Here is a 13818-nt window from a genome sequence, read left to right as displayed (position 1 = left end):
AACTCGGTGTTAATCCTGTGGGAGCGGGTTTACCCGCGAAGAGGCCGGAACAGGCTGAAGAAGAGGTATTACTCTTCCTTGCCCTTGTTCCGCACAGCCCGCTGCAGCTCGCGGTTGGAATCGCGCTCGCGCATGGTGTCGCGCTTGTCGAATTCCTTCTTGCCCTTGCCCAGTGCGATTTCGCACTTGATCAGGTGCTTGCTCCAGTACAGCGCCAGGGCCACGCAGGTGTAGCCCTTTTGCGCCACGGCCGCTTCCAGGCGCTCGAGCTCGCGCTTGTTCAGCAGCAGCTTGCGAGTGCGGATGGGGTCGGCGATGACGTGGGTGCTGGCCGTGGTCAGCGGGGTGATGTGGCTGCCGAACAGCCAGGCCTCACCGTCTTTCAGCAGCACGTAGCTGTCAGTCAGGTGCGCCTTGCCGGCTCGCAGGCTTTTTACTTCCCAGCCGGACAGGACCAGCCCGGCCTCGAACTTGTGTTCGATGAAGTAATCGTGTCGCGCCTTCTTGTTCTGCGCGATGGTCCCGGTCGGATGTTTCTTTTGTTTAGCCATAGGGGCGGCATTATAGGCAGTCGCCGCGTCGTCGGCTATGGGATTTCGGTGTGCTTGAGCCACTGCAATGAATACCGGACAATACAGCCCCTGTCTTTGCGACAGAACCTGTTTTCGGCACGCTGCGAAGCGCCGCCACCCAGCCTTGGAAGTGATGCCTGGATGACTACCCATATTCAACGCTCCGCCCTGCTGCCATACCCTGCCCAGGCGCTTTACGATCTGGTCAACGATGTGGCCAGCTATCCGCAGTTCCTGCCTTGGTGCTCGGCCTCGACGGTGATCGAAGCCAGCGACACGCACATGCGCGCCAAGCTCGATGTTGCCAAGGGCGGCATGAGCCAGCACTTCGTCACGCGCAACGTACTGGTGCCGGGGCAGTCCATCGAGATGAACCTGGAAGAGGGGCCGTTCACCCAGTTGCATGGCCTGTGGGTGTTCAAGCCGTTGGGTGACAAGGCCTGCAAGATCAGCCTGGACCTGTCGTTCGATTATGCCGGCCCGCTTGTGCGCGCGACCCTGGGCCCGCTGTTCAACCAGGCAGCCAATACGCTGGTGGATGCGTTCTGCCAGCGTGCCAAGCAGCTGAATGCCTGACTGAAAAAGCGGCAACAAAAAGCCCGGACCAGGTCCGGGCTTTTTTGTATCTGCTCGCCGCTTATTGAGGCGAGGTCTCCAACGGAGCCGGAGTCGGGACCGGGGTGGTCTCGATGGTGTCGATCTCGCGCTGGATGGATTCTTCCACCGAGCCTGGCTTGGCTGGTTTTTCTTCAGGCTGCACGGCTGGCTGCTCTGGCTGGTTGGCCGGGCTGACCGTGGTATCGCTGCTGCCACCGAGGATTTCCTGGTCGCGGCTGACGCCTGGCATGAAGTCGCCAGAAAGGCTTACCAACTGGTCGCTTTCGTTGAAGAACACGCTCATGCGTTCTTGCTGGCGTTTGCCGCCGCCTGGCTGCAGGCTGTACAGGTAATCCCAACGGTTGGTGTTGAAGGTGTCCTGGATCAGCGGGTTACCCATGATAAACCTTACTTGCCGGCGGGTCATTCCGGGGCGCAATTGGTCTATCATGTCTTGCGTAACGACATTGCCCTGCTGGATGTCGATTTTGTAAACCCCGGGAAACGAGCAACCGGCGAGTGCGAGCAGTCCCACTAGGGTGAGGCTGGTTAGCAAGAGCTTGGTGTTTTGCATCGGTGGGCGACTTCCACTATCTTGGCTGGACAACGTAAACCCCGATCATACCCGTATTAAGAGAAGCTGCGAAGCAGCATCGGCGAGAAAGCTGACCATGGTTGAAAATAGCGAATTGCGCAAAGCCGGTCTCAAGGTGACCCTGCCTCGAGTCAAGATCCTTCAGATGCTCGACTCCACCGAGCAGCGTCACATGAGCGCCGAGGATGTCTACAAGGCGCTGATGGAGGCTGGCGAGGACGTGGGCCTGGCCACCGTCTACCGCGTACTGACCCAGTTCGAAGCGGCGGGTCTGGTGGTTCGCCACAACTTCGACGGCGGTCATGCGGTGTTCGAACTGGCCGATGGCGGTCACCACGACCATATGGTCAACGTGGAGACCAGTGAAGTCATCGAGTTCATGGATGCCGAGATCGAGAAACGCCAGCGCGAAATCGTGGCCGAGCATGGCTACGAGCTGGTGGACCACAATCTGGTCCTGTATGTGCGTAAAAAGAAGTAACGATTTTTTATCGTTATGAATGGCAAAGGCGACCTTCGGGTCGCCTTTGTGCTTTCTGAGGCAGAGAGCTGTGTCGTTTGTGCCGGCCTCTTCGCGGGTAAACCCGCTCCCACAGGTACTGCGCAGGCTCAGGTCCGGTGAATATCCTGTGGGAGCGGGTTTACCCGCGAATGGGCCTGAAAAAGAAGGGTTCAGGCCTTGCCGCTTACCACCATCTTGCGCGCATGCGCCAGGGATTCCTTGGTCAGGTCTATGCCGCCCAGCATCCGCGCCACTTCCTCCACTCGCTCGCGCTTGCCCAGGTTGGCCACGGCGGTATGGGTGGTGTCGCTGTTGCGCACCTTGTGCACGAACAGGTGGTGATGCCCTTGTGCCGCCACCTGCGGCAGGTGGGTAACGGTCAGCACCTGGCCGCGTTCGCCCAGGCGACGCAGCAGTTGGCCAACGATTTCGGCAGTAGGCCCGCCGATACCGACGTCGACTTCGTCGAACACCAGGGTTGGAATGCGTGAGGTCTGCGCGGTAATTACCTGGATCGCCAGGCTGATGCGGGACAGTTCGCCACCTGAAGCCACCTTGGCCAGTCCCTTGAGCGGTTGGCCAGGGTTGGCGCTGACCAGTAGCTCGATCTGCTCTAGGCCATGAGGCGAAAGATCTGCTCCCTCATTGGGGGTAAGTGCGATGCAGAAGCGCCCGCCGGGCATGCCCAGGCGTTGGATCTCCTGCTCGACGGCCACTGCCAGCTGCTGGGCAGCCTGTTGGCGTAGTGCGCTGAGCTCGCGAGCCTTCTCTTTATAGTGCTGGGCGAAGGCGGTCAGCTCTTCACCCAACCGCTCGATCGACTCGTCACTGGCGTTCAGGCCCTCCAGCTCTTCCATCAGCTGCTGTTGCAGGTGGGGCAGTTCGGTGGGGTGCACACGGTGTTTGCGCGCCAGCGTATAGATAGTGTCGAGGCGTTCTTCCAGTGCCTGCAGGCGCATGGGGTCGGCGTCGAAGTTGTCGAGAAAACGGTTGAGCTCGCCCACGGCTTCCTCGACCTGGATCTGCGCACTGGCAATCAGGTTGGCTGCTTCGCCCAGTGCCTTTGGCGAATTGGTGGCGGCACCCAGGCGGTTGAGGCTGGAGGTGAGGGCGCTGAGCACGTTGCCCGAATCGCTCTCGCTGCACTGGTCGATGACCTGGCGGCAGATGCCGAACAGGGCTTCGGCGCTGGTCAGGTTCTTGTGTTCCTGCTCCAGCTGCTCCAGCTCGTGTTCGCCCAGGCCGAGGTTGTCCAGTTCCTCCAGCTGATAGCTCAGCAGCTGATGGCGGGCGCGCTGCTCATCGCCGGAGTTGGACAGGCGCTCCAGTTCCAGGCGGGTCTGGTTCCAGCGCTTGGCCGCCAGCTGTACCTGGCGGGCCAGGTCGACGGCGCCGGCGTACTCGTCGAGCAGGCGGCGGTGGGTGTCGGTCTTGAGCAGTGACTGGTGCTCGTGCTGGCTGTGGATATCGATCAGCAACTCGCCCAGCGCCTTGAGGTCGCCGAGCGGGCAGGGCGTGCCATTGATGTAGCCGCGGCTGCGGCCTTCGGCGGTGATCACCCGGCGCAGGATGCACAGGCCGTCGTTGTCCAGGTCGCGCTCGGCCAGCCAGGCATGCGCCTCGGGGATGTCCACCAGATCGAAGGTGGCGAGGATGTCTGCCTTGTCCGTGCCGGGGCGCACCACGCCGCTGTCGGCCCGGTCGCCCAGTGCCAGGCCGAGGGCGTCGAGCATGATCGATTTGCCGGCACCGGTCTCGCCGGTAATGACGGACATGCCGCGGGCGATTTCGAGGTCGAGGTGCTCGACGATGGCGTAGTTGTGAATGGACAGGTGCACCAGCATGGGGCGGCTCCCGAAAGTCAGGTCTGGTTATTTATACAGTACTTTTTTCAGGCCTGCCAATGCCCCTTGGCAGATTCTGTTGCAGCCGGGAAAACCACCTTGCCCCTTGAAGCTGGTTTTTCCGGCCCCATATAGCCGACATCCAAGGCGAGCCTGGCTCGCAGTCCACAAAATTGCGCAGGAGAGACCCCATGGCTGACGAACAGCTGAACGAGAAAGACCTTAACGTCGAAGAGACCGGTGCAGGTAATGCTGCCGACGCCCGCGTCCTGGAACTCGAGGAGCAGCTGGCCGCCGCCAAGGACCAGGCGCTGCGCGCCGTTGCCGACGTGCAGAACGCTCGCCGTCGTGCCGAACAGGACGTCGAGAAAGCCCACAAGTTTGCCCTCGAGAAGTTCTCGGGCGACCTGCTGCCTGTGATCGACAGCCTGGAACTGGCCCTGGCGCACTCCAGTGCCGACGATGAGCACGTCAAGCAGATCCGCGAAGGTGTCGAGCTGACCCTGAAGATGTTCCAGGACACCCTCAAGCGTTACAACCTCGAAGCAGTCGACCCGCACGGCCAGCCGTTCAATCCAGAGCATCATCAAGCCATGGCCATGCAGGAAAACGCCGAAGTCGAGCCGAACAGCGTGCTGAACGTCTTCCAGAAGGGCTATCTGCTCAACGGCCGCCTGCTGCGCCCTGCCATGGTGGTGGTCAGCAAGGCGCCGAGCGCGGCGCAGCCCTCGATTGATGAAAAGGCTTGAAATCGTTCCGGGCATCCCCATCTAGGTGTCAAGCCTTCAAGTATTACTGCAGTTGGCCAAAGTAGTCGCTGCTACCAAATTCAAGTTTCGGGAGAGTTAACATGGGTAAAATCATCGGTATCGACCTGGGGACCACCAACTCGTGCGTCTCTGTTCTGGAAAACGGTAACGTCAAGGTCATCGAAAACGCCGAAGGTGCGCGTACCACCCCTTCGATCGTGGCCTACGCCAATGATGGCGAAATCCTGGTTGGTCAGTCGGCCAAGCGTCAGGCGGTCACCAATCCGCACAACACTCTGTTCGCAGTGAAGCGTCTGATTGGCCGTCGCTTCGAAGAAGACGTGGTGCAGAAAGACATCAAGCTGGTGCCTTACAAGATCGTCAAGGCCAGCAACGGCGACGCCTGGGTACAAGCCAGCGGCAAAGACATGGCTCCGCCGCAGATCAGCGCCGAAGTCCTGAAGAAAATGAAGAAAACCGCCGAAGACTACCTCGGCGAGCCAGTTACCGAAGCGGTCATCACCGTTCCGGCCTACTTCAACGACAGCCAGCGTCAGGCCACCAAGGATGCCGGTCGCATCGCTGGCCTGGACGTAAAACGCATCATCAACGAGCCGACTGCCGCTGCGCTGGCTTACGGCATGGACAAGGCCAAGGGCGACCACACCGTCATCGTTTATGACCTGGGTGGCGGTACCTTCGACGTTTCGGTCATCGAAATCGCCGAAGTCGATGGTGAGCACCAGTTCGAAGTACTGGCTACCAACGGCGACACCTTCCTGGGTGGCGAAGACTTCGACATGCGCCTGATCGACTACCTTGTCGACGAGTTCAAGAAAGAGTCCGGCATGGACCTGAAGAACGATCCGCTCGCGCTGCAGCGTCTGAAAGAAGCCGCTGAAAAGGCCAAGATCGAACTGTCCTCCGCTCAGTCGACCGACGTGAACCTGCCGTACATCACTGCAGACGCTACCGGTCCGAAGCACCTGAACGTGAAGATTTCCCGCGCCAAGCTGGAATCTCTGGTCGAAGACCTGGTTGCCCGTACCATCGAGCCTTGCCGCATCGCTCTGAAAGACGCTGGCATCGATGCCAGCAAGATCGACGACGTGATCCTGGTCGGCGGTCAGACCCGCATGCCGCTGGTGCAGAAAGCCGTTGCCGACTTCTTCGGCAAGGAAGCGCGCAAGGACGTCAACCCGGACGAAGCCGTGGCCATGGGTGCTGCCATCCAGGGCGCCGTGCTGGCCGGTGACGTGAAAGACGTACTGCTGCTGGACGTCAGCCCGCTGACTCTGGGTATCGAAACCATGGGTGGCGTGATGACTTCGCTGATCGAGAAGAACACCACCATCCCGACCAAGAAGTCGCAGGTGTTCTCGACTGCCGACGACAACCAGGGTGCCGTGACCATTCACGTGCTGCAGGGTGAGCGCAAGCAGGCTGCTCAGAACAAGTCGCTGGGCAAGTTCGACCTGGCTGACATTCCGCCGGCTCCACGTGGCGTGCCGCAGATCGAAGTAACCTTCGACATCGACGCCAACGGCATCCTGCACGTCAGCGCCAAGGACAAGGCCACCGGCAAGTCGCAGTCGATCGTGATCAAGGCCAACTCCGGCCTGTCGGACGAAGAGATCGAGCGCATGGTGCGTGACGCCGAGGCCAATGCCGAGGAAGACCGCAAGTTCGAAGAGCTGGCCGCTGCCCGTAACCAGGGTGATGCGCTGGTTCACTCGACCCGCAAGATGGTCGCTGACGCTGGTGACAAGGTTACCGCCGAAGAGAAAACCGCCATCGAGGCTGCCGTTGTTGCCCTGGAAGCCGCTGTCAAAGGCGACGACAAGGCTGCCATCGACGCCAAGGTCGAAGAGCTGTCCAAGGTATCGGCACCGGTTGCCCAGAAGATGTACGCCGAGCAGTCGGCCGAACAGCCTCAGGGCGGCGCGCAGCAGGCCGAGCCGGAAGCCAAGCACGATGACGTGGTTGACGCTGAGTTCGAAGAAGTGAAAGACAACAACAAGCAGTAATCCCTGCATGTTGTCGGCCGGTTCACCGCCGTTTGGCGGTGAGCTGGTAGGATGTCGCCGCGCGGGGGCTTGCTCCCGCGTTGGCGTATCTGGAATTCGAGAATTTTTACAGCATCTGTCAGTGGCCCTGGTGGGCAAAAGGCAGGTGCTGATGGCGCGGCGCAGATGCCAGACGCCCAACAAGGTGCAAATGACCTATGTCCAAGCGTGATTATTATGAGGTACTGGGTGTCGAGCGCGGCGCCAGCGAAGCTGACCTCAAGAAGGCTTACCGCCGCCTGGCGATGAAGTACCACCCGGACCGCAACCCGGGCGACAAAGAGTCGGAAGACAAGTTCAAGGAGGCCAACGAGGCCTACGAAGTGCTGTCTGACGCCAGCAAGCGTGCGGCCTTCGACCAGTACGGCCATGCGGGTGTAGACCCGAGCATGGGTGGCGGTGGCGCCGGTTTCGGCGGTGCCAACTTCTCCGACATCTTCGGCGATGTGTTCAGCGACTTCTTCGGTGGCGGCCGCGGCGGCTCGCGTGGCGGCGCCCAGCGCGGCAGCGACCTGCGCTACACCCTGGAACTGAACCTGGAAGAGGCGGTGCGTGGCACCACGGTCAGCATCCGCGTGCCCACCCTGGTCAATTGCCAGCCTTGCGACGGCTCCGGTGCCAAGAAGGGCTCGACCCCGTCCACCTGCCCGACTTGTGGCGGTATCGGCCAGGTGCGCATGCAGCAGGGCTTCTTCTCGGTACAGCAGACCTGCCCGCGCTGCCATGGCCAGGGCAAGATCATTACCGACCCCTGCACCTCGTGCCACGGCGAAGGTCGTGTCGAGGAATACAAGACGCTGTCGGTCAAGGTGCCGGCAGGTGTCGATACCGGCGACCGCATCCGCCTGTCGGGCGAGGGCGAGGCTGGTACCCATGGTGGCCCGACTGGCGACCTGTATGTGGTGATCAACGTGCGTGAGCACGAGATCTTCCAGCGTGATGGCAAGCACCTGTACTGCGAAGTACCGATCAGCTACACCGATGCCGCCCTGGGTGGCGAGCTGGAAGTGCCGACCCTCGATGGTCGGGTGAAGCTGAAGATCCCGGAAGGTACCCAGACCGGCAAGCAGTTCCGCCTGCGCGGCAAGGGTGTTGCCCCGGTGCGTGGTGGTGGTGCGGGTGACCTGCTGTGCCGCGTGGCGGTGGAAACTCCGGTCAACCTCAGCCGCCGCCAGCGCGAGTTGCTCGAAGAGCTGCGTGATTCGCTGGAAGGCGATAGCTCCCACTCGCCCAAGGCCAGTGGCTGGTTCGATGGCGTGAAGCGCTTCTTCGGCGATCTCTGACAAGGAAATGGCTATGCGACGTATTGCAGTGATGGGCGCGGCAGGGCGGATGGGCAAGACCCTCGTCGAAGCCGTGCAGCAGCAGGCTCCCCAGGCGGGCCTGACGGCGGCGATCGACCGCCCGGACAGCTCGCTGGTGGGGGCTGATGCTGGTGAGCTGGCGGCCCTGGGCCGTATTGGTGTGCCGATTTCCGACGACCTGAGCAAGGTGGTCGATGAGTTCGACGTGCTGATCGACTTCACCCACCCTTCGGTAACCCTGAAGAACCTGGCGTTCTGCCGCAAGGCGGGCAAGGCCATGGTCATCGGCACCACTGGCTTCACTCCAGAAGAGAAGCAGCAGTTGGCCGAAGCCGGCAAGGACATCCCGATCGTCTTCGCCGCCAACTTCAGCGTCGGCGTCAACCTGTGCCTGAAGCTGCTGGATACCGCGGCGCGCGTGCTGGGGGACGATGTGGATATCGAAATCCTCGAAGCGCACCACCGGCACAAGGTCGATGCACCGTCGGGCACCGCGCTGCGCATGGGTGAAGTGGTTGCCCAGGCGCTGGGTCGCAACCTGCAGGAAGTGGCCGTGTATGGTCGTGAAGGGCAGACCGGTGCGCGTGAGCGTCAGACCATCGGCTTCGCCACCGTGCGTGCCGGTGATGTGGTGGGTGACCATACCGTGCTGTTCGCTGCTGAAGGCGAGCGCGTCGAGATTACCCACAAGGCTTCCAGCCGCATGACCTTCGCCAAGGGCGCTGTGCGTGCGGCGCTGTGGCTGGACGGGCGTGAACCCGGCCTGTACGACATGCAGGATGTGCTCGAGCTGCGTTAAGCAGTTGGAGTGGTGTTGGCTTCTTCGCGGGCTTGCCCGCTCCCACAGGGATAGCGCAAGCCTTGAGGTTTGTGGAGCCTTGTGGGAGCGGGCAAGCCCGCGAAGAACCCAACACAGATGTCAGCCTGTCGCATTGATGTGTTTTAGAGGCACATCCGCGGTAGACCGAAAACGCACTTTTCTGTAAGCTACAGCTTTAGTGTGTCCACTAAAAGCGCGCAGCGAATTGAATTCAGCACATGAAAGCGGGGTGACGTGTCCATACGTCACTCCGCTTTTTTGCAACCTGCGATCGCCCTTTCATGCTTGATTTACGGGAGGTCTTCTTGACAAAGCCAGCCATACTCGCCCTTGCCGACGGCAGTATTTTCCGCGGTGAAGCTATCGGTGCCGACGGTCAGACCGTTGGTGAGGTGGTATTCAACACCGCTATGACCGGCTACCAGGAAATCCTTACAGACCCTTCCTACGCGCAGCAAATCGTTACCCTGACCTACCCGCACATCGGCAACACCGGTACTACCCCGGAAGACGCCGAGTCGAACCGCGTCTGGTCCGCTGGCCTGGTCATTCGTGACCTGCCGCTGCTGGCCAGCAACTGGCGTAACACCCAGTCGCTGCCTGAGTACCTCAAGGCTAACAACGTCGTCGCCATCGCCGGCATCGACACCCGTCGCCTGACCCGAATCCTGCGTGAAAAGGGCGCTCAGAACGGTTGCATCCTCGCCGGTGACAACATCAGCGAAGAAGCCGCCATCGCCGCTGCACGCGCCTTCCCGGGCCTGAAGGGCATGGACCTGGCCAAGGTCGTTTCCACCAAGGAACGCTACGAGTGGCGCTCCAGCGTGTGGGAACTGAAGACCGACAGCCACCCGACCATCGAAGCCGCTGACCTGCCATACCACGTGGTCGCCTTCGACTACGGCGTCAAGTTGAACATCCTGCGCATGCTGGTTGCCCGTGGCTGCCGCGTGACCGTGGTGCCGGCCCAGACCCCGGCCAGCGAAGTGCTGGCACTCAACCCGGACGGCGTGTTCCTGTCCAACGGCCCTGGCGACCCCGAGCCGTGCGACTACGCCATCCAGGCGATCAAGGACATCCTCGAGACCGAGATCCCGGTATTCGGCATCTGCCTGGGCCACCAGCTGCTGGCCCTGGCCTCTGGCGCCAAGACCGTGAAAATGGGCCACGGCCACCACGGTGCCAACCACCCGGTCCAGGACCTGGACACCGGCGTGGTCATGATCACCAGCCAGAACCACGGCTTTGCCGTTGACGAGGCCACCCTGCCGGGCAACGTCCGCGCCATCCACAAGTCGTTGTTCGACGGCACCCTGCAGGGTATCGAGCGTACCGACAAGAGCGCGTTCAGCTTCCAGGGCCACCCTGAAGCGAGCCCAGGCCCGACCGACGTCGCGCCACTGTTCGATCGTTTCATCGATGCCATGGCCAAGCGCCGCTGAGCATCCTGCTTCAAGGCCCCGGGCCGGCTTGCGCCGCGCCCGGAAGCGCCTGACCCAGATTGTTCAAAGCGGCTTGCCGACTGACCCCGGATTTGAGTGACAACCATGCCAAAACGTACAGACATCAAAAGCATCCTGATTCTCGGCGCTGGCCCGATCGTGATCGGCCAGGCCTGCGAATTCGACTACTCCGGCGCCCAGGCCTGTAAAGCCCTGCGCGAGGAAGGTTTCCGCGTCATCCTGGTGAACTCCAACCCGGCCACCATCATGACCGACCCGGCCATGGCCGACGCCACCTACATCGAGCCGATCAAGTGGCAGTCGGTGGCCAAGATCATCGAGAAAGAGCGCCCGGACGCACTGCTGCCGACCATGGGTGGCCAGACTGCACTGAACTGCGCCCTGGACCTGGAGCGCCACGGCGTTCTGGAAAAGTTCGGCGTGGAAATGATCGGTGCCAACGCCGACACCATCGACAAGGCCGAAGACCGCTCGCGCTTCGACAAGGCGATGAAGGACATCGGCCTGGAGTGCCCGCGCTCCGGTATCGCCCACAGCATGGAAGAAGCCAACGCCGTCCTCGAACGCCTGGGCTTCCCGTGCATCATCCGTCCGTCGTTCACCATGGGCGGCACCGGTGGTGGTATCGCCTACAACCGTGAAGAATTCGAAGAAATCTGCGCCCGTGGCCTGGACCTGTCGCCGACCAAGGAACTGCTGATCGACGAATCGCTGATCGGCTGGAAGGAATACGAGATGGAGGTGGTCCGCGACAAGAAGGACAACTGCATCATCGTCTGCTCGATCGAGAACTTCGACCCGATGGGCGTGCACACCGGTGACTCGATCACCGTTGCCCCGGCCCAGACCCTGACCGACAAGGAATACCAGATCATGCGCAACGCCTCGCTGGCGGTGCTGCGTGAAATCGGTGTGGAAACCGGCGGTTCCAACGTGCAGTTCGGTATCTGCCCGAACACTGGCCGCATGGTCGTGATCGAGATGAACCCGCGCGTTTCGCGCTCCTCGGCGCTGGCCTCCAAGGCCACCGGCTTCCCGATCGCCAAGATCGCTGCCAAGCTGGCTGTCGGCTACACCCTCGACGAACTGCAGAACGACATCACCGGCGGCCGCACCCCGGCGTCCTTCGAACCGTCGATCGACTACGTCGTCACCAAGCTGCCGCGTTTCGCCTTCGAGAAATTCCCGAAAGCCGACGCCCGCCTGACCACCCAGATGAAGTCCGTGGGTGAAGTCATGGCCATCGGCCGTACCTTCCAGGAGTCCCTGCAGAAAGCCCTGCGCGGCCTGGAAGTCGGCGCCTGCGGCCTCGACCCGAAAGTCGACCTGGCCAACCCTGAAGCCAGCAGCATCCTCAAGCGCGAGCTGACCGTACCGGGCGCCGAGCGTATCTGGTACGTGGCTGACGCCATGCGTGCCGGCATGACCTGCGAGCAGATCTTCGACCTGACCGGCATCGACATGTGGTTCCTGGTGCAGATGGAAGACCTGATCAAGGAAGAGGAGAAGGTCAAGACCCTGGCCCTGTCGTCGATCGACAAGGACTACATGCTGCGCCTCAAGCGCAAGGGCTTCTCCGACCAGCGCCTGGCCAAGCTGCTGGGTATCACAGACAAGAACCTGCGCCGTCACCGCCACAAGCTGGAAGTGTTCCCGGTGTACAAGCGCGTCGACACCTGCGCTGCCGAGTTCGCCACCGACACCGCCTACCTGTACTCCACCTACGAGGAAGAGTGCGAGGCCAACCCGTCGACCCGCGACAAGATCATGATCCTGGGTGGCGGCCCTAACCGTATCGGCCAGGGTATCGAGTTCGACTACTGCTGCGTACACGCCGCACTGGCGCTGCGTGAAGACGGTTACGAGACCATCATGGTCAACTGCAACCCGGAAACCGTCTCCACCGACTACGACACCTCCGACCGCCTGTACTTCGAGCCGCTGACCCTGGAAGACGTGCTGGAAGTGTGCCGCGTCGAGAAGCCGAAAGGCGTGATCGTCCACTACGGCGGCCAAACCCCGCTGAAGCTGGCCCGCGCCCTGGAAGAAGCCGGCGTACCGATCATCGGTACCAGCCCGGACGCCATCGACCGCGCCGAAGACCGCGAGCGCTTCCAGCAGATGGTTCAGCGCCTGAACCTGCTGCAGCCGCCAAACGCCACCGTGCGCAGCGAAGAAGAAGCCATCAGCGCCGCTGGCGGCATCGGCTACCCGCTGGTAGTGCGCCCGTCGTACGTGCTGGGCGGCCGTGCCATGGAAATCGTCTACGAACTGGACGAGCTCAAGCGCTACCTGCGTGAAGCCGTACAGGTGTCCAATGACAGCCCGGTACTGCTCGACCACTTCCTCAACTGCGCCATCGAGATGGATGTGGATGCGGTGTGCGACGGCACCGATGTGGTAATCGGCGCGATCATGCAGCACATCGAACAGGCCGGCGTTCACTCCGGTGACTCGGCGTGCTCGCTGCCACCTTACTCGCTGAGCAAGGAAGTGCAGGACGAAGTCCGCGTACAGGTCAAGAAAATGGCCCTGGAGCTGGGCGTGGTCGGCCTGATGAACGTGCAGCTGGCCCTGCAGGGCGACAAGATCTACGTGATCGAAGTCAACCCGCGCGCTTCGCGTACCGTGCCGTTCGTCTCCAAGTGCATCGGCACCTCCCTGGCGATGATCGCGGCCCGCGTCATGGCTGGCAAAACCCTCAAAGAGCTGGGCTTCACCCAGGAAATCATCCCGAACTTCTACAGCGTCAAGGAAGCCGTCTTCCCGTTCGCCAAGTTCCCGGGGGTTGACCCGATCCTCGGCCCTGAGATGAAATCGACCGGTGAAGTCATGGGTGTCGGTGACAGCTTCGGTGAAGCCTTCGCCAAGGCCCAGATGGGTGCCAGCGAAGTGCTGCCGACTGGCGGTACCGCCTTCATCAGCGTGCGTGACGACGACAAGCCGCAAGTGGCTGGCGTTGCCCGCGACCTGATCGCCCTGGGCTTCGAAGTGGTTGCAACTGCCGGCACTGCCAAGGTTATCGAAGCGGCTGGCCTGAAAGTGCGCCGTGTGAACAAGGTGACCGAAGGTCGCCCGCACGTGGTCGACATGATCAAGAACGACGAAGTGTCGCTGATCATCAACACCACCGAAGGCCGCCAGTCGATCGCCGATTCCTACTCGATTCGTCGCAATGCGCTGCAGCACAAGATTTACTGCACCACTACCATTGCGGCCGGTGAAGCCATCTGCGAGGCGCTGAAATTCGGTCCGGAAAAGACCGTTCGTCGCCTGCAGGATCTGCATGCAGGACTGAAAGCATGA

Annotated in this window: 11 protein-coding genes; 8 read left to right on the top strand and 3 right to left on the bottom strand. The window is 61.7% G+C overall.

The genetic code is table 11. From position 1 onward, the window contains the following. Positions 1-68: 68 nt before the first annotated feature. The gene (gene smpB / locus RYH74_RS11405) at positions 69-551 is read right to left on the bottom strand and encodes an SsrA-binding protein SmpB (RefSeq protein WP_013974300.1); all 483 of its coding nucleotides are present in this window, start codon (positions 549-551) and stop codon (positions 69-71) included. A 162-nt stretch (positions 552-713) separates the two neighbouring features. On the opposite strand from smpB, the gene RYH74_RS11400 reads away from it, so the two are divergent. Then, positions 714-1148 carry a type II toxin-antitoxin system RatA family toxin gene (locus RYH74_RS11400; protein ID WP_025340712.1) on the top strand — a complete coding sequence of 145 codons (435 nt, stop codon included), beginning with the start codon at positions 714-716 and terminating at the stop codon, positions 1146-1148. Positions 1149-1209: 61 nt separating this feature from the next. Here the strand turns inward: RYH74_RS11400 and RYH74_RS11395 are convergent, their stop codons facing one another. Further along, complete coding sequence (locus RYH74_RS11395) at positions 1210-1743, bottom strand: outer membrane protein assembly factor BamE (protein ID WP_075046430.1); 534 nt, start codon at positions 1741-1743, stop codon at positions 1210-1212. Positions 1744-1840: 97 nt separating this feature from the next. Here RYH74_RS11395 and fur point away from each other — a divergent pair, with 97 nt between their 5' ends. Further along, positions 1841-2245, top strand: a complete 405-nt coding sequence (gene fur / locus RYH74_RS11390; protein WP_015271870.1) for a ferric iron uptake transcriptional regulator — start codon at positions 1841-1843, stop codon at positions 2243-2245. Positions 2246-2436: 191 nt separating this feature from the next. Here fur and recN read toward each other — a convergent pair whose 3' ends face one another. Further along, entirely contained in the window at positions 2437-4110 is a 1674-nt protein-coding gene (gene recN / locus RYH74_RS11385) for a DNA repair protein RecN (protein WP_317409413.1), read from the bottom strand. Between the two features lie 191 nt (positions 4111-4301). On the opposite strand from recN, the gene grpE reads away from it, so the two are divergent. The 6 genes from grpE (at position 4302) to carB (ending at position 13818) form a co-directional block, all read left to right on the top strand. Beyond that, the gene (gene grpE, locus RYH74_RS11380; protein WP_025340709.1) at positions 4302-4859 is read left to right on the top strand and encodes a nucleotide exchange factor GrpE; all 558 of its coding nucleotides are present in this window, start codon (positions 4302-4304) and stop codon (positions 4857-4859) included. A 101-nt stretch (positions 4860-4960) separates the two neighbouring features. Next, positions 4961-6886 (top strand): molecular chaperone DnaK, encoded by a 1926-nt coding sequence (gene dnaK / locus RYH74_RS11375; RefSeq protein WP_025340708.1) that lies wholly within the window; start codon positions 4961-4963, stop codon positions 6884-6886. Between the two features lie 197 nt (positions 6887-7083). After that, a complete protein-coding gene (gene dnaJ / locus RYH74_RS11370; protein WP_025340707.1) occupies positions 7084-8208 on the top strand; it encodes a molecular chaperone DnaJ in 1125 nt (374 codons plus the stop codon). 13 nt (positions 8209-8221) lie between these two features. Beyond that, a complete protein-coding gene (dapB, locus tag RYH74_RS11365; RefSeq protein ID WP_286100601.1) occupies positions 8222-9028 on the top strand; it encodes a 4-hydroxy-tetrahydrodipicolinate reductase in 807 nt (268 codons plus the stop codon). A gap of 326 nt (positions 9029-9354) precedes the next feature. Beyond that, positions 9355-10491, top strand: a complete 1137-nt coding sequence (gene carA, locus RYH74_RS11360) for a glutamine-hydrolyzing carbamoyl-phosphate synthase small subunit (RefSeq protein ID WP_025340706.1) — start codon at positions 9355-9357, stop codon at positions 10489-10491. A 105-nt stretch (positions 10492-10596) separates the two neighbouring features. Further along, complete coding sequence (gene carB, locus RYH74_RS11355) at positions 10597-13818, top strand: carbamoyl-phosphate synthase large subunit (RefSeq protein ID WP_015271865.1); 3222 nt, start codon at positions 10597-10599, stop codon at positions 13816-13818.

Source organism: Pseudomonas sp. LSJ-87, from assembly GCF_032971465.1.
Lineage (GTDB): Bacteria > Pseudomonadota > Gammaproteobacteria > Pseudomonadales > Pseudomonadaceae > Aquipseudomonas > Aquipseudomonas putida_Z.
The sequence above is the reverse complement of the archived record's forward strand: the minus strand, read 5'-3'. Positions and strand labels throughout refer to the sequence as shown.